The sequence below is a fragment of the Trichocoleus sp. FACHB-262 genome, from assembly GCF_014696035.1.
Lineage (GTDB): Bacteria > Cyanobacteriota > Cyanobacteriia > FACHB-46 > FACHB-46 > Trichocoleus.
In genome coordinates this window covers 39,480-55,588 of record NZ_JACJPK010000046.1, presented here as the reverse complement: position 1 = coordinate 55,588, position 16,109 = coordinate 39,480, and the positions used below count along the sequence as shown (strand labels likewise).

Genomic DNA, 16,109 nt, shown 5'->3' with positions numbered 1-16,109 from the left:
TGGCATATTCTGCTTTCAGACTTGATAGACAAAAGAATCACGAAAGACTAATACTCTCTTAAGCAGCCACTCGTTATGACTTTTTCCAAAAGGTTTTCATCATTCACTTGGTTTAAAGCTTTAATTATTCTAACTTTGAGCTTGAGTATTATTTTTCGGTTTATTAATCTTGATCAGAAGGTTTATACCGTTGATGAAGTGCGGGGTATTCTTCGGATCGAAGGTTATACTAGCCAAGAATTTACTGACCAAGTTTACAACGGCAAGATTATTAGCAATCAGGAAATCCAACGATATCAATATCCTAGTTTAGAAAAAAGCTTTTCTGATACTGTCAAGGCTTTGGCAGGTAATCCAGAGCATCCTCCTTTGTACTACTTAATTAGTCGATTTTGGATAGATTGGTTAGATCATCCTGTTGGTGCTAGAGTTCTGTCTGCTCTCGTCAGTCTCTTTATATTTCCTGCTTTATACTGGCTTTGTATAGAGTTATTCGAGAGTCCTTTGTCGGGTTGGATTGCGATCGCCCTTGTTGCAGTTTCTCCTTTTTATTTAATGCTGGCTCAAGAGGCACGCCAGTATAGCTTATGGACGGTTTTTATTCTAATATCTAGTGCCTCGCTGCTTCGAGGACTGCGTACTTTATCGAGGAATAGTTGGATAATTTATGCAGCAGCGATCGTATTAGGACTGTATACCCATTTATTTTTTGTTTTTGTTTTATTAACTCACGGATTGTACGTTTTACTAACTGAAAAACTCAAAAGCAAACCTACAATATTCTACTTAATTGCTTCTTTCTTTGGCTGTATTACTTTTACTCCTTGGGTTTGGGTGATTTTAAGTAGCTCTAGTCGGGTGAAAACTACGACTAGTTGGGTAGCTTCTTTTAAGATTGGTTTATTTAAACGCTTTACTTATTGGCAAGCTAACTTAAGTAGTATTTTTTCAGATTTCAACGATCCTAAAAACAATCAACTTGTTTCTTTTGTTTTTCTGGTTCTAGTTTTATATGCCATTTATTTTCTTTGCCGCCATGCTCCCAAGAAAGTTTGGCTATTTGTCTTACTACTAATTGGTGTTACAGCTTTAGCCCAAATAATTCCTGACTTGATTTGGGGAGGGAGGCGATCGATCCTCTCTCGGTATTTAGTGCCTTCTTACTTGGGTGTTCATCTAGCGGTTTCTTACTTATTCACTCAACAACTTTTTAGGGTCCAGGCAAAAGTAAGCCAGCAAAGACTATGGCGCTCTATTTTTGCGGTTTTACTCTCTGTTGGCATCATTTCTTGTGCCGCTAGCGCTCAGGCTAAAGACTGGTGGAAGGGTTCTAGCTCGATCAACTTACAAGTGGCACCACTAATCAATCAAGCCCCTCAACCCCTGATTATTAGCGATAGCAACCTTACTTTTGTATTGCCCTTAAGCTATCTTTTAAAGCCTGAAACTCAATTTCAACTATTTGAGAGGTCAAGACTAGAAGAGCAAAATTTTCAGACTGAGCTAAAAAACTCAGTCCAGAAATTTAAATATGTTTTTCTATACTCTCCTTCAAAACAATTGCTTCAGTTGCTAGAGCAAACGAACCAGCCAAGCGATTACAAAACTACAGTTGCAGTAGGACAGTCGCAATGGTTTCAGGATCGCAATTATCTTTACCGCATCCAACTCAACTCTGCGGTTGATAACTAGCCATTACACGGCCTGCACCTCGTAATTGTCGATAATAAGTTTGGCTCACAATATCTCCTTGCTCAGACAGGCGATCGATGCCAATACCATTTCGGCCCTGCTCTTTACCTGAGCTATGGATGTAGGAATGATCCCCAACATATAAGCCCACATGAGTTGCCTTGGCAGGAGAGCCAAAGAAAACTAAATCTCCTGGCTGCAACTCTTCGATCGCCACAGGCTGAATAAATGCTTCTTGCTGATAAGCGTCTCTTGGTAGCTGGATACCCACAGAGGTGAAAGCCGCCTGCATTAACCCAGAGCAATCATAATTCGGTCCCACAGTGCCACCCCAGAGATAATAGTTTGCTTGCTGCATCGCCGCGTAGGTAAAGGCGATCGCCTCTGGTAGTCGAGTTTGAATTTCTGCTGCGCTCAAAGCGATCGCTTGATACGCTGTGGTTGCAATTGCCAGTTCCGCAACATCTTCAACTCGCAGCCAGCCGGGGTAGTCGTCCTCGCACAAGCGCACTGGGATAGCTGTCGCACCATTAGAGCTTGTTGCTGGAATCGATAGGATCTGTAAATGCCTGCCTTTGGCCGCTTGGGTAGCTAAGCGATCGCTTTCTGGACCGTCGTAAAGGTTTAAGTGGGCTTGGCACTGATACTCTACTGGCTGAGAGGAGCTAACCTCGAAAGCTGCTTGTAAGTCGGTGAGAGAAACCATGAATCAAAAAGGGAGAGAAGCACTTAGTAGTAATCACTTAGTTTTATGCATAATCGGGTCTGAAACCAGAGGCCGCGAAAAACTGCTGATTCGTGCCGCTACCCAGAGTCAGCCAGACTGGTATAAGTGATACTGCTAGAGCAATCTCAAATGGGTTGTTATAGGCACACTCCACCAACCTGCCAAATCCTTTAGGACTGCTATATCCTATTCCTCTACTAAGTAAGTTAACCATCGAGTCACAATGGCATTTTTCCGTAAAGACGAACAGCTTGAAACCCTGGGCGATCGCGTCCTGGAAACGACCTGGGCCGAGTTTCCCGGATTGGCTCGCAACCAAATCGCGCTTACCTTGGTAGTTTATGATCCCCCAGTCCCCGTCAATACTGGAGGTGCCTTAAGTCCAGACGCCTTCTGGAACCATGCCGTGAGAGGGTTTAGCTATCGAGGAGTGGAGCGAATCTACCCAGCGAGTGTAGTGAAATTGTTCTACCTGGTGGCAATGCATGAATGGCTAGAAAAAGGCATGATTCAGCCGTCAGCCGAGCTAGAGCGAGCCGCCCGTGACATGATTGTGGATTCTAGCAATGATGCGACTAGCTTAGTAGTTGATGTTTTGACTGGCACAACTAGCGGCCCAGAACTACCCCCTGGGCCTTTTGAAACCTGGAAACAGCAGCGCAATCTAGTCAACCGCTATTTTCAATCGTTGGGTTGGTCAGAACTGGAAACCATCAATCTCAACCAGAAAACTTGGTGTGATGGTGCCTATGGCCGCGAGCGGGCGTTTTTAGGAGAACTGATGGAAAACCGCAATATGCTGACGACAGAAGCATCGGCCCGTCTGGTACACAGCATTGTGGGAGGGGTAGCAGTGTCATCCGAGCGATCGCAAGCCATGATGGCCTTAATGAAGCGCAGCCTCGACCCGAACGACTTAGCGGCTGATCCAGAAAATCAAGTTACTGGCTTCTTAGGCGGAGGTTTACCTCAGGCGGCCCAGGTTTGGTCGAAAGCAGGTTTAACCAGTCAAGTGCGCCATGACGCTGCTTATGTTGAGCTTGCGGGACAACCACCTTATCTTCTAGTTGTTTTTACGGAAGGCAAAGCCCACAGCCAGAACGAAGCGATTCTGCCATTTGTGTCGCAGCAAGTTGCCGCTGCGATCGCTTCTATCGCGGCTGACAGTGTTTAAGATTATCCCCTAGAAGTTGCTGGATGCTGGTAAAACTCGCTACAAGCTAGTAATCCTCTCAAGACGAATTAAAGCAGAATCTATGTCTTAGGAAGTGGCGAAATTGTTCAAAATTCCCTAAATTAGCGGTATGGCGGTCAATTTGCCGATACATTTACCTATAGCGAAAGATAACGAGAGCTAGCTAAAGCTTTAGGTTGGCCTAAGTTTTAGTTCAAGATACATTGAGGAGTGCTTGTGAACATGACTTTTTTTAGACGCGTTTCTTCCCTACTCAGCCTCAGCGCTCTATTGGTGATTTGTGGTACCTTGTCAGCTCAAGCCGAAACCACCACGCCCGTTGAGACAACTTTAGCAACGCCGTCTGCTCAGCCCGAAGTAGCGACCCAGCCTGATACGGCTGACACGACAGTTACTGCGACGCAAGTCTCTGAGTCTGCCAATACTTATTCTTTCAGCGCCACTGCGCCGACGTTGTTTGCCAACCACACGGAGTCTACTAGCTCTGCTACCGCTCAAGTAGAAGCTGCTGCTCCATTGGCAGCGATAGAAGCACTACCGGAAGCATCCGCAGAAATGTCTACGGAGATGTCTCCAGAGATGTCTGTAGAGACGGCTAAGACAGCCCCCGTTCCTGGAACCACTGTTACTTCTGCTCAAGTTTTGAACGAGCAACCTGCGATCGCTCCTACCACGGATGAAGCGGCAGTGCCTACCACCGAAACAGAAGCACCAAAAATTGCTCAATCTGTTGAGCCTGGTCGTGGCACTCGTTCTGGTTCTAGCTACGTCGGTGTCGGTCTTAACGTGGGCATTACTGGAGATACCGCGCTGGGTGATACGAATTTCACGGTCCTCAGCAAAATTGGTTTAACCAGAACCATTTCGGTCAGACCTTCCGTGATGATCGGGGATGATGCAGACATCTTGATCCCAGTCACACTAGACTTTCCGAGCTACACCGCTGATGAGATTGGCATCTCAGCCGCTCCTTATGTGGGTGCAGGTGTCGCGATTACAACTGGAGACAGTGATGTAGTCAGACTGTTGTTGACTGGCGGTGTTGATGTGCCTCTCACCCCACAATTCACTGCGACTGCTGCTGTCAACGCTGCCGTGTTTGATGATACGGATATTGGTCTGCTACTAGGCGTTGGCTATAACTTCACTTCTCGCTAAGGTCTTGCTCGCTGAGTGAGCCTAAGTTAATTGAACCCCCTGAAGCTGTGGTTAGCTGACAGGGGGTCCGTTTTAGGTGCTTGATTTTCTTTCAGGTTGAGGGCGATCGCTTGACTCTCCCTGACCCTGAGGCTTTCCTATTCAGGCTTCACTTTGCTGATATTGGCTAACGTGCCATCATCTTTGACACTCCAGACATCGTAGCTACCAATGACATCCCCATTTTCGTCAATATCCACGTTGCCGCTAGCACCCTGGTAGTTAATATCTTGGCCAGCACGCAATAGCTTCAACCCTTCACAAACATCCGAAACTTCTGTGCCGGGCGCATTAGCTACATCCCGCAACTTGCTCTGTACTCCCTCCCCGGTATTCGCCTTGGCTGCTTCTGCCGCTAGCATCAACAGCACTGCCGCATCCCAAGAGTGCGGTACGTAGGCGCTGACGGATTGTCCTTTCTTTTCTTGCCAAAGCTTAGCTAATGCATCCAGAGACTTGCCATCAGCTCCAGGCACTGTCCCGATCGCGTTGGTAATGATGAATTTGCCGTCACTCGTTTTGCCTACCTGTTTCGGAAATTCATCGCTCTTGACGCCGTCAGTCAACATGACTTGGACTCCTTCCGTCAAGCCTTGCTCATAAGCAGATTTCAGCAGTAGGCTTCCCGTTTCAGCGTAAAGCACAGCCACGACTGCATCGGGTTTACCGCCAAAAGCAGCGGCAGCTTCCGTTTCAAAGGTGGTGGCTTTAGGGTCATAGCGGGTAGGCTTGGCTTCATTGACCACGGTGCCACCTTGTTTTTTAAAGGCTTCCACAAATTCTTTTTCAAACCCAACGCCGTAGTCGTTGTTAATCACGACCGTTGAAACTCGCTTGAAGCCGCGATCGCTCGCCAACTTAGCCAAAGCTCTGGCTTGATAGGTGTCGGGGGGTGCAGTTCGAGCCCAATACCCTTGAAAGTCACCTTTTTTTGCCCGTTCTGTAAACACAGGGCTAGTGCTTCCCGGTGAAATCAGCATCACCTTGTTGCGAGCCGCTACATCCACAGCGGCACTAGAAACGCTACTAGCAAACGAGCCGACTACACCAGCAACTTTATCTGCTTCAGCCAGTTTGGTCATCCCTTCAGCACCTGCGGTGGGATCAGTCTGGTCATCCTCTGCTACCAGCGTCACAGGTTCACCATTCACGCCCCCACATTGGTTGGCTTGGTCCACGGCCAAGGGCACAGAAGCTAGCATGGCCTGACCGATCGGTGCTAAGTCCCCTGTAGCGGGCAGCAAGGAACCAATTTTCAAGCCCTTGGCATTAGCAGTAGAGGCAGCGGGAGTCGAATCAGTCGAGCTGTTCTGGCCTTGGTTGCCTTGATTGGTGTTAGTGGCATCTTGGCAGGCGGTCGCGAGTAAACCTGTAATTAAAGTTGTGATGGCTAAAGTGATTGCTAGGCGAGGCCTCAGACCACTTGCTGAAGCAAAATTTTTCATTTGGACCTAGTACTCTTCTATGGTGCAAATGAATCATGACTGAATTGCTGGGGAAACTCAAGTTTGTTACGAGCAGAGCGCTGCAAACAAAAAAGACCCAGATAGCTCTGAGCCTCAGTCTTGAATGTTCTTTTTGAACGGAGAGGGAGGGATTCGAACCCTCGGTACGGTCTTACGATTCGTACAACAGATTAGCAATCTGCCGCTTTCGACCACTCAGCCACCTCTCCAGGGTGACGGTAAACTATCATAGCAGACTTTTCTCAGAATGAACACAGCAACCTATAACTTTCGGTAGATAGTTTGCTGGCTCTGCGGCAAGCCGTGGCCATGAAGCTCAATCATTCTACCGTACTGTTGGAATTATTTGACTATTTTTTTGCAGAGAATGTCTAAAAAGTTCATCCTGGCCAATTACCAGGCGTTTGCCAGCAAAACTGATTGTTATTGACCTCACTGCAACTCATACCGAAGCTAAATGTCTATCGCTCATTGTTCAGAGTGATACAGTTTGGATTTGCTTGGGTGGCTATGCTGCTAAACGCCAGCGATCGCGCCTTCTATCCCTCAACTCATAATTAGAGTTGACCATGACCTAGCAAATTTAAGCAGTCTAGCGCTAGCCCACTGCATCTTCCAGCACGACTTTTCAGTTGCTAATAAACATATTTGGCTGCTCAAAAATTAATATTTTCTTTATTTATCTAAATTCTACTGAGATTATCTCTCGGCTAGCACGGATGGGCTACATTGCACCAATAAATCCTGTGTGGGCACAACTCGTTTTCACGGTTAACCAGCTAAAGGTTTGATTATGGCGTGATCCCCGCTGGATTTATTAACTGTAATTCGCCAATATGTTGCCTGGGTTTAATACGTAATGGTGAAGGCGATCGCTTTTTTAGATAACAGCAATAAAATTTAGATTCAAAATTAATTGAATTTTCATCGCAGCCAGCAATTTCACTTTTTTTTGAAAAATAATGAATTAACGTAGTATACTATCGAGCAAACTTAATAAACCTTCTGGTACCGCAATGCTGAATCACTCAATCAGTGATTCCAAGATCTGAGATAGCTCTGTGCTCAATTTGTAGTTTTTATAGGCTACATCAGGTTTTCAAGCAAGAAGTTCATTGAAGTTTAGCGAACGGGAGAGGTTCCATGCACAAGACAAAACGTGGTTCTCCGGAGCTGTTTTTATAGGAATATCCTCAGTTAGTCTTTCGATTCTATTTGCTATCAAAAGCCTGGATTTAGCAAGATATATCCTCTGACTGATGCCTTCAGCAGCCGCTAATCCTAGTATTTGAATCGTAAGAGCAAAAGCAATTTTTGAGAGCCATTTCGCTCAGTTTTTTATTAACTTTAGGTATAAGCTTAAAGCCATGTTTTCTCTGAAAAATCAGCATGTCGCCCTGATTTCCGTCCACGGCGACCCTGCAATCGAGATTGGCAAAGAAGAGGCTGGGGGACAAAACGTTTACGTACGGCAAGTGGGTGAAGCACTAGCCCGCCAAGGGTGGCAGGTAGATATGTTTACCCGCCAGAGCAGTGCCGACCAACCCGCTATTGTGGAGCATGCTCCTAACTGCCGCACCATTCGTTTAGTTGCAGGCCCTAAGGATTTTGTACCTCGGGATGAGATCTTCGAGTTTCTGCCAGAATTTTTGCAAAAGTTTCTTGATTTTCAGGCAGAGTCTGGGATTGAGTATCCGGTTGTTCACACCAACTACTGGATGTCTTCCTGGGTGGGAATGGAGCTAAAAAAACGCAAAAAAATTCAACAAGTGCATACCTACCACTCTTTAGGAGCGGTGAAGTACAAGTCAATTTCTACAATTCCTCTGATTGCTAGCACTCGTCTAGCTACAGAAAAAACTTGTCTAGAAACGGCTGAGCGCATTGTAGCAACTAGTCCTCAAGAGCGGGAGCACATGCGATCGCTGGTTTCCACTCGCGGCAAAATTGACATTATTCCTTGTGGTACTGATATTCAGCGGTTTGGCTCGTTCTCACAATTAGAAGCACGGGAAAAGCTGGGCCTTAATCCTGAAGATAAGGTGGTGTTTTATGTGGGACGATTTGACCCTCGCAAAGGCATTGAAACCTTAGTACGGGCGGTAGGTCGCTCGAAGTTTCGCGATCAAGCGAACCTGAAGTTGGTGATTGGTGGCGGTAGTCGTCCGGGACAAAGCGATGGCATGGAGCGCGATCGCATTGAGGGGATTGTCAAGGAGCTAGGTCTGAGCGACATGACTATTTTCCCTGGTCGTCTAGGTGACGACACGTTACCCGCCTTCTACGCTGCTGCGGATGTATGTGTGGTACCTAGCCACTACGAACCGTTTGGTCTCGTCGCGATTGAGGCAATGGCGAGTGGCACTCCTGTGGTTGCGAGTGATGTGGGTGGTTTGCAGTTTACGGTAGTCCCGGAAGAGACGGGTCTACTGGCACCCGCTCAAGATGATGCTGCCTTCGCTGAGGCGCTCGATCGGATCTTGAGTGATGCAACTTGGCGCAATCAGTTAGGGGTGGCGGCGAGACATCGGGTAGAAACTTACTTCAGTTGGGAAGGTGTAGCCTCACAGTTAAGTGAGCTGTACCAGAAGCTGATGAGCCAACCGGCTGCTGAGAAGGAGTTGCAAAAGGTGGGAGCGTAACCCGCAAATTCTTGAGGTGATAAGTCGCTCAAACCTGATAGCTGTGCTTTGGTGCAGTTGTCAGGTTTTTTACTTTTTTGGTTAGTTGCTCACCTCTGTGGGAAACAGCCTTGGGGGATTCTCCCCCAAACCCCCGATTGAGGGACGGCTGCGTCCCCCAACCCCCCTCCAGAGCGCATGGTGAAGGTGTTGTCTCGGATTGTTGGGAGTTTGTTGATTGAATTATTTGGCTCTTAGGTCTAGTAGTCGGTGATTTCGGCTTCTGGGTCTGTGTTTGGATCTGGGGTGGGGTCGGGTTGTTGTAGGGTTTCTTTCACCATTTGCTGAATTTCTGATCGCACTTGTTCGTAAGCTTCGGCAGCACACCAGGGTCGTAGGTACAAAATTGTGGTAGTTGGGGAAACCGAGTGGACGTGGCAGGTGGGTTTGGGATCGTTGAGGACTAAAGGGTGGGGGAGTACTAGGGCTAGCAACAGTGTGATTGTGGAGTCGATGGGGCGATCGCCAATATCTATTTCTAGATCGACGCGGCGGGTGCCCAAGGTGGTCATGTTTTTCAGGGTGCCGCTGAACAGGTTGCTGTTGGGAACGGTAATTTTGACGTTGTCGCGTGTGACTAGGGTGGTGTAGAACAGGCCGATGCTATCGACTACGCCGAATACGCCTGCGCCTTCTACATAGTCGCCGACTTCAAAGGGACGGAAGGTGATGAGCATGATGCCTGCCGCGAAGTGGGACAGGGTGTTTTGCAGCGCTAAGCCAATCGCCAAACCTGCGGCACCCACGACAGTGACTAGGGTGGCGGTGGGAATTGCTAAAGCGGTTAAAGCAGCGCTGATGCCTACGACTAACGTAATGATTTCGGAAGCCTGCACCAAAAATTTGCGAATGGTGGGTTCGGTGCGGTTGAGGGTCCGCCGCATCACCCGTCCCACCAAACCGATCGCCAAGCGAGTCAGGACCAAAATACCAATGGCCCCAAAGACTCTCGGTACGATGTCAAAAGCCAATTCAATCAGGTTTTGGGCAACCTGCGGCGTGACGGCAGCTAGCAAAACGGTCATAGGCAATGTCGAGAATGTCATGCGGATCTAACGCTCCAAAGTTTAGCGTTTTAGGGGTCTGACTGGATGCGGTCACATGGCTAGAAATTGATGGGATCAGGCGATCGCTTCGCTTCTAGAGTCAGTTCGTCACTTCCGACACCGCGATTCATCAAGAATTTTGAATAATCTATTTCGCAAAACCGAATTTGACGATTCACTAAACACAAAAATCAGTTTCTATGCCAAGCAAGACGCAGCCGAAGATGGTACTACCACGGGAAGCTTACCAGGCGTTGCCTCCAGGGGAACGTTATACACCTGTGGTGCCCAATGAATCTGAGATGCCTGAGTTGACACCCAAGTCGTTACTGGTGGGGGTGGCGGTAGGGATTCTTTTTGGCGCGGCGAATGCTTATTTGGGATTGAAGGTGGGGCTGACGGTTTCGGCTTCAATTCCGGCGGCGGTAATCGGGGTAGCAGTGTTTCGGGCGTTGCGCCAAGGCAGCTTGCTCGAAACCAATATGGTTCAAACCATTGGCTCGACTGGAGAATCTTTAGCGGCTGGGGTAATTTTTACCTTGCCAGTGCTGTACCTGTGGGGCGAAACACCAGGTTTCTGGCCGATTTTTCCGCTGTCGCTTTTGGGCGGGCTGCTGGGCGTACTATTTATGATCCCGCTGCGCCGGTTTCTAATCGTGCAGGAGCATGGACGGCTCACCTACCCAGAAGGAACTGCTTGCGCCGAAATTTTAGTGGCCTCTCAGGCGGGAGGACCGCAAGCCAAGCTGTTGTTTAGTGGTCTGGGTGTGGGTGCTTTGTACTCAGCTCTAGAGCGCTTTGGCCGACTTTGGCCTGCGGAACCGGATGTGGCGATCGCCCAAGCGGGCTTTCGGACTTCGATTGGGGCGAGTGTCACGCCAGAATTGCTAGGGGTGGGTTACATCATCGGCCCTGCGATCGCGGCGGTGATTTTGGCAGGAGGGGCGATCGGCTGGCTGGTAATCATGCCCTTGATCTACTTGTTTGGCAGTGGTGTACCGACGCCAATTCCTCCGGAGACGGTAGCTCGCATTGCCGATATGGATAGCTTCAGCATTTGGAGCCGCTACATTCGTTATATCGGCGCGGGGGCCGTGGCGTTTGGCGGCTTGTTTAGCTTGGTCAAGTCTGCCCCGACACTGTGGGAATCGGTGCGATTAACCGCGATCGCCCTCAAGCAACGCAGTACTCAGCAAGCTGAGCGAGCGGATCGTGATCTGCCCTTGTCCCTAGTGGCAGTCAGCTTAATCGTCATTGGCTTGCTCGTGGCGTTTTTACCGCTGCGAACCGGAGGAGCGGGTCCGCTAGGACTATTAGCAGGTTTAGCGGTGGTCGTGTTTTCCTTCTTTTTCGTCACGGTCTCCTCGCGGATTGTTGGCATCATCGGCAGTTCTTCTAACCCAATTTCGGGAATGACGATTGTGACAGTGCTGATTTGTGCGCTGTTGTTTGGCTCGGCCTATAGTCTTCAAGAAGCTAAAGTCGCTGTGCTCACCATCGGCGCTTTGGTTTGTATTGCCGCAGCTAATGCGGGGGATACTTCTCAAGATTTAAAGACTGGGTTTCTAATCGGAGCCAGTCCCCGGAATCAACAAATTGGCGAAATTGTCGGGGTCGTCACCACTGGGTTGGTGATGAGTGCAGTATTGGAGCTGTTCCGGGCCGATATTGTCTCTGGAGCTTTCAAAGCGCCCCAAGCCAACTTGATTCGGCTCGTGATCGATGGGGTTTTGGGTGGCAACTTACCGTGGGGCTTGGTGCTAGTTGGTGCAGCTTTAGCCGCTTGTGTGGAAATGATGCGCTTGCCCACGCTCGCGTTTGCGGTGGGGTTGTATCTACCAATTCACCTTTCAATTCCGATTATGGTGGGTGGTTTAATTCGACTGGCTGTGGAAACTTGGTCGCCCCGTCGGAGCTTAGAGCGCCGCCGGGAAGCAGGAGTTTTGTACGCCTCGGGTCTGATTGCTGGAGCCGCTTTGCTGGGTGTGGCAGGAGCTGCGATCGCTTTCTTCAACCTACCGTTCGCCCAAGCAGAACCTCCAAGTCCAACGCAATGGCGAGGAGCTGCGATCGCCTTTACTCTCCTGAGCGCCAGTCTCCTTTGGGTTATCTCTCGCTCTCCACGACGACGGAAGTAATGGCAACCCAGGATACGTCGCTCGAACTAGCTGAATTCCCTCGCAAGGCTCAGGGGACTTGCTGTTGATTTTGTTGCAATGGAGATAGGTGCAATTTTAATAAATCCTGACTTTACAGACCGCTGATTTTACAGACCAAACCATTTTTTAACCTGTTTTAGGAGAACCACCCTGATTTCAGGGAGGCACTTATGGCACAAATCACAGAATGTCCCAATTGCGGCAAAAAAGGACTCGTGCAACGTGGTAACGACGTGTTCCAATGCCTGTCTTGCAACTTTAGCCGCGACCTCTCTGAAGCAGAACGTGGCAATGATATATCTTGGGTCCTCATTGTTGGCCTAGGTGTGGCCGTTTTGTTGAAAGTATTGCAAGTATTTGATTCGTCTCAGACTCCCAACTACAACAGCCCCAATTCTAGAGCTGCGATCGCTCCTCAAGTGCTGGTTTCTAAAGTTGTAACTTCTTCTGACTTTATTACGTAGTTTGTTGCATTCGGTTCATGCGCCTGTTGAAGACCGCCAGAGGGTCTTAAGATAGGAGGGGCAAATCCTGGCCTCTACGGAGGTCATTGCTTTCTGTGTGAATTCCGCCGTAGATGAGTTATGCAAGATCAACTCTGGTTTGAACCGCTAGTTTGGACAGACTACCGACTGGCCCTTCTGTTTGCTGTCCTATTTCCTCTAATTCTGCTGATTTGGGCTTTCGTGCAAAAAAATGAAACCATTCAGCATCTGTTAACCATTTACTGGCGGGTTTCGAGCTTGCTAGCCGTCACGGTCTACTTGATGATTGCAGCAGTGCCCCTCAGTTTTATGTCAGGGCTGATGGCGCGGGTACTCATTCCCATTGCGCTGTGGTTTTGGGTTGACCTCAACGAAGAGATTAACGATCAATCCCGGACTCCTTTAAAGCTGGCATTTAATTCTTGGCGCTGGGCCATGACTGTCTATAGCGCTTTAGGAGCTTTAGCTAGCTTGCCTTTCCTACAATGTGCGATTTCTCAGACAGCCTTAAATACAAGATTTTGTCGAGTTTGGTTTGATCCACCGCTGTTGTTCAAGCAGTATTTTCACGCCAACACCAGCGTCCCCTTTCTTGGCCTTCTCGGAGTGGCGGGTCTACTCGTCTACGTAGCTTGCCTTAGCTATTTCGTCTTAGTGAAGCTGTCCAAGCAAGGCCGCTCTGCCACTCAGCAGTAAAGCTAGCGTTGCTTTATTTGTAAGTTGGTTGTTGCTGACCAGCGCGTAGCAGCAGCCAACCCAGAATGGCTAAAGTCGCTCCCAACGAGAGAAACCCCAAATCCCAGGCCAATTCATTAGGGCCTGATTTGACGTGGTGGATACCTAGAATGTGGTGATCGATGATGCCCTCTACCACATCAAATGTCCCCGCTCCAATCAGCAAGGCTCCCCCAAACACTTTTGACGACCAGGCCAAATTACCACGCTCTAAAGCCCGCCACAATACCACTAGCCCGCTGAGGGTAAAAGCGTAAGTGACGACATGAAACAGTCCGTCTGCTAGGGTATTCAGCTTTAGCCCCGCCACGGTGGTATCGGCATAGCCTGCACTAGTGAGCATGTGATGCCACTGCAAAATTTGGTGCAGAACCACACCGTCAAAAAATCCACTAAACCCCAAGCCGAACAAAACTCCAGCGGCAACAACTGATTTGCGATCGCCCTTCTGGTTTGCCCTATCTAATGGGTTTGGGCTATCCAAGGGAGTTTGGGGAGGATTGGCTGTCATGAATATCACTCTAGGCTTGTGCTGGTCGCCATCAGACTAGCCTCAGGAAATTTGCTTGTTAATCAGCACCAAGAGAGATCATCGTTCAACTTGGCCTGCTAAACTCAGCCTTGTTCTTGCCGATAAGCCCGGATTTCAGCCGTAAACTTTTCGCCATACTGCTCTAACTTGCGGCTACCCACTCCCGAAATCCTGGCGAACTCGGTCAAGGTTTGCGGTTGCTGTTGCGCCATCAGTTTCAAGCTGGAATCACTGAAAACCACGTAGGGAGGCACGGCTTGCTGGTCGGCCAATCGCTTCCGCAGCGATCGCAACCGTTGAAATAGAACTTCTACATCAGCTCTGAAGCCATCGGCATCAGTTTCATCGGCATAGGTAGGAGTGGGAGGTACAGCAATCAAGAGCGATCGCTGCTTCTTCAAGATCTCCCAGCTTTGGGCATTGAGTTTGAGTACTGAGTAGCCGTCGCTGGTTTCTTCAACCAAGCCTTGATGCAGCAAAGCCCGCCCTAAAATTCGCCATGCATCAGCGGTCTTGTCTTTGCCAATGCCGTAGGTGGAGAGTTTGTCGTGATTATTTTGTAAAACCTTTTGATTTTTCGAGCCGCGCAACACATCAATAATGTGGTTCATGCCAAAACGCTCTTGGCAGCGAGCAATGCAAGAAAGAAATTTTTGTGCTTCAATCGTCCAGTCTTCAATCGGTTGTGGGTACAGGCAATGATCACAATTGCCACAGTCGCCCGGAAAGCCTTCGCCAAAGTAGCTTAGTTGGATCGTACGGCGACAAACGGTGCCCTCGGCGTAACCGACCACCTGCCGTAACTGTTGCCGCGCGATTAACTGGTCTTGCGGATCGTTTTTTTGATCAATCAAATACTCAACAGTTTTGATGTCGCCCAAGCCAAAGAACAACGTACAGTGAGCAGGTTCTCCATCTCGCCCTGCTCGACCCGATTCCTGGTAATAGCTTTCGATGCTACGCGGCAAGTCGTAGTGAATCACAAACCGCACATCTGGCTTGTTAATGCCCATGCCAAAGGCGATCGTGGCCACCATTACCCGCACATCATCTCGAATGAACCGAGTTTGATTGGTACTGCGGGCTTCGTCGCTCAACCCCGCATGATAAGGTAACGCCTCTACTCCGTCTTGCTGCAACTTGCTGGCCAACTCTTCGACTTTGCGGCGACTGAGACAGTAAATAATTCCTGAACCATCGGTTTGTTGAACCTGGTGTAGCAACTCCTTGTAAGCTTGCTTTGGGCTGGGTTTGGGCCGTACTTCGTAGTAAAGATTGGGCCGATTGAAGCTGGCGGTGTGAATGTAAGGCTCTTGCAGCCACAACTGTTCGATAATGTCTTGCCGCACCCGCTCTGTAGCTGTGGCGGTCAGAGCCATGATGGGTAAATCCGGGTAGCGCTGCCGCAATTGCTGCAACTGGCGATATTCCGGTCGAAAGTCGTGGCCCCAATCGGAAACACAGTGAGCCTCGTCGATGGCAAACCCAGCGATGCCCAAGCGCGATCGCACGTAATCTAAAAACGGCAAGCACCGCTCATTCAACAAGCGCTCTGGAGCCAGATAGAGCAGTTTGATCTCGCCATCTAAAATCGCCACCTCCCGCGATCGCGCCTCCATCGGATGCAAGCTGCTGTTGAGAAACGTGGCCCCAATGCCGTTGTCTTGCAATGCCTGCACCTGGTCTTGCATCAAGGCGATCAGCGGTGACACCACCACCGTTAAACCAGGTTTGAGCAGAGCTGGTAACTGAAAGCAGAGGGATTTGCCGCCGCCTGTGGGCATCACAATCAAAGCATCCCGGTTTTCCAAGGCAGACTCCACAATCTCACGCTGGCCCGGACGAAACGTTTCATAGCCAAAGAAATGTTTCAGCGCTTGTTCCAGTGAGGAGAATTGAGTTGGTGTGGCTAGGAGGTTCGCTGACATTGATTCCATCTTGGCTACCCATTGCCTCGCTACCCCGCTGATGGCGATCGCAGGCGCAGAGGCGAGAACTTGGTGAGAACTTGTGAGAACTTGAAGGGGCGATCGCGGACGAGTGCGGCTCCAGAGACTCCTTAGCTTACCAAAATCTCGGTGGTCGTCTTGCAGCCAATTGGCGGTAGTTGCCAGCCCCTGAGATAGTCTAGAAGAGTTGTGAGTCTTGGCCTGCCTCTTCATAGAGAATCGCCTGCTACAATCTGCTACGCCTG

General features: G+C 49.2%; 12 protein-coding genes and 1 tRNA gene. 7 read left to right on the top strand and 6 right to left on the bottom strand.

Annotated elements, in window-relative coordinates:
- Positions 1–141: 141 nt before the first annotated feature.
- Positions 142–1,692, top strand: a complete 1,551-nt coding sequence (locus H6F68_RS09330) for a glycosyltransferase family 39 protein (protein WP_190558394.1) — start codon at positions 142–144, stop codon at positions 1,690–1,692.
- Here H6F68_RS09330 and H6F68_RS09325 read toward each other — a convergent pair.
- Positions 1,670–2,398: a C40 family peptidase gene (locus H6F68_RS09325; RefSeq protein WP_190558392.1), complete on the bottom strand. Its 729-nt coding sequence runs from the start codon at positions 2,396–2,398 to the stop codon at positions 1,670–1,672. The genes H6F68_RS09330 and H6F68_RS09325 overlap by 23 nt on opposite strands.
- A gap of 244 nt (positions 2,399–2,642) precedes the next feature.
- On the opposite strand from H6F68_RS09325, the gene H6F68_RS09320 reads away from it, so the two are divergent.
- Together H6F68_RS09320 and H6F68_RS09315 are read left to right on the top strand one after the other, a co-directional pair.
- Positions 2,643–3,593, top strand: a complete 951-nt coding sequence (locus H6F68_RS09320; protein WP_190558390.1) for a serine hydrolase — start codon at positions 2,643–2,645, stop codon at positions 3,591–3,593.
- A gap of 243 nt (positions 3,594–3,836) precedes the next feature.
- The gene (locus tag H6F68_RS09315) at positions 3,837–4,772 is read left to right on the top strand and encodes a hypothetical protein (RefSeq protein ID WP_190558388.1); all 936 of its coding nucleotides are present in this window, start codon (positions 3,837–3,839) and stop codon (positions 4,770–4,772) included.
- 137 nt (positions 4,773–4,909) lie between these two features.
- Here the strand turns inward: H6F68_RS09315 and H6F68_RS09310 are convergent, their stop codons facing one another.
- Both H6F68_RS09310 and H6F68_RS09305 read right to left on the bottom strand, forming a co-directional pair.
- Entirely contained in the window at positions 4,910–6,256 is a 1,347-nt protein-coding gene (locus tag H6F68_RS09310; protein ID WP_190558386.1) for an ABC transporter substrate-binding protein, read from the bottom strand.
- 138 nt (positions 6,257–6,394) lie between these two features.
- Positions 6,395–6,486: transfer RNA gene (locus H6F68_RS09305), tRNA-Ser, on the bottom strand.
- Positions 6,487–7,644: 1,158 nt separating this feature from the next.
- Here H6F68_RS09305 and H6F68_RS09300 point away from each other — a divergent pair.
- Entirely contained in the window at positions 7,645–8,919 is a 1,275-nt protein-coding gene (locus tag H6F68_RS09300) for a glycosyltransferase family 1 protein (RefSeq protein WP_190558384.1), read from the top strand.
- A 239-nt stretch (positions 8,920–9,158) separates the two neighbouring features.
- Here the strand turns inward: H6F68_RS09300 and H6F68_RS09295 are convergent, their stop codons facing one another.
- Positions 9,159–10,004, bottom strand: coding sequence for a mechanosensitive ion channel family protein (locus H6F68_RS09295; protein WP_242024395.1), 846 nt, complete (start codon positions 10,002–10,004; stop codon positions 9,159–9,161).
- 224 nt (positions 10,005–10,228) lie between these two features.
- On the opposite strand from H6F68_RS09295, the gene H6F68_RS09290 reads away from it, so the two are divergent.
- From H6F68_RS09290 to H6F68_RS09280, 3 genes are all read left to right on the top strand, one after another.
- Entirely contained in the window at positions 10,229–12,142 is a 1,914-nt protein-coding gene (locus tag H6F68_RS09290) for an OPT family oligopeptide transporter (protein WP_190558382.1), read from the top strand.
- Positions 12,143–12,333: 191 nt separating this feature from the next.
- Positions 12,334–12,627, top strand: coding sequence for a hypothetical protein (locus tag H6F68_RS09285; RefSeq protein ID WP_190439173.1), 294 nt, complete (start codon positions 12,334–12,336; stop codon positions 12,625–12,627).
- 120 nt (positions 12,628–12,747) lie between these two features.
- Positions 12,748–13,344 carry a DUF3177 family protein gene (locus H6F68_RS09280; RefSeq protein ID WP_190558380.1) on the top strand — a complete coding sequence of 199 codons (597 nt, stop codon included), beginning with the start codon at positions 12,748–12,750 and terminating at the stop codon, positions 13,342–13,344.
- Between the two features lie 13 nt (positions 13,345–13,357).
- On the opposite strand, the gene H6F68_RS09275 is transcribed toward H6F68_RS09280, so the two are convergent.
- On the bottom strand, positions 13,358–13,894 hold the full coding sequence (locus H6F68_RS09275; RefSeq protein ID WP_190558379.1) for a DUF2243 domain-containing protein: 537 nt from the start codon (positions 13,892–13,894) through the stop codon (positions 13,358–13,360).
- A 104-nt stretch (positions 13,895–13,998) separates the two neighbouring features.
- The gene (recQ, locus tag H6F68_RS09270) at positions 13,999–16,077 is read right to left on the bottom strand and encodes a DNA helicase RecQ (RefSeq protein ID WP_399313403.1); all 2,079 of its coding nucleotides are present in this window, start codon (positions 16,075–16,077) and stop codon (positions 13,999–14,001) included.
- Positions 16,078–16,109 lie beyond the last annotated feature (32 nt).

Bases quoted from the DNA above. Each gene is read 5' to 3' on its own strand.
- H6F68_RS09325 (WP_190558392.1), bottom strand. From the start codon at position 2,398: ATGGTTTCTCTCACCGACTTACAAGCAGCTTTCGAGGTTAGCTCCTCT.
- H6F68_RS09320 (WP_190558390.1), top strand. From the start codon at position 2,643: ATGGCATTTTTCCGTAAAGACGAACAGCTTGAAACCCTGGGCGATCGC.
- H6F68_RS09315 (WP_190558388.1), top strand. From the start codon at position 3,837: ATGACTTTTTTTAGACGCGTTTCTTCCCTACTCAGCCTCAGCGCTCTA.
- H6F68_RS09310 (WP_190558386.1), bottom strand. From the start codon at position 6,256: ATGAAAAATTTTGCTTCAGCAAGTGGTCTGAGGCCTCGCCTAGCAATC.
- H6F68_RS09300 (WP_190558384.1), top strand. From the start codon at position 7,645: ATGTTTTCTCTGAAAAATCAGCATGTCGCCCTGATTTCCGTCCACGGC.
- H6F68_RS09295 (WP_242024395.1), bottom strand. From the start codon at position 10,004: ATGACATTCTCGACATTGCCTATGACCGTTTTGCTAGCTGCCGTCACG.
- H6F68_RS09290 (WP_190558382.1), top strand. From the start codon at position 10,229: ATGGTACTACCACGGGAAGCTTACCAGGCGTTGCCTCCAGGGGAACGT.
- H6F68_RS09285 (WP_190439173.1), top strand. From the start codon at position 12,334: ATGGCACAAATCACAGAATGTCCCAATTGCGGCAAAAAAGGACTCGTG.
- H6F68_RS09280 (WP_190558380.1), top strand. From the start codon at position 12,748: ATGCAAGATCAACTCTGGTTTGAACCGCTAGTTTGGACAGACTACCGA.
- H6F68_RS09275 (WP_190558379.1), bottom strand. From the start codon at position 13,894: ATGACAGCCAATCCTCCCCAAACTCCCTTGGATAGCCCAAACCCATTA.
- recQ (WP_399313403.1), bottom strand. From the start codon at position 16,077: ATGAAGAGGCAGGCCAAGACTCACAACTCTTCTAGACTATCTCAGGGG.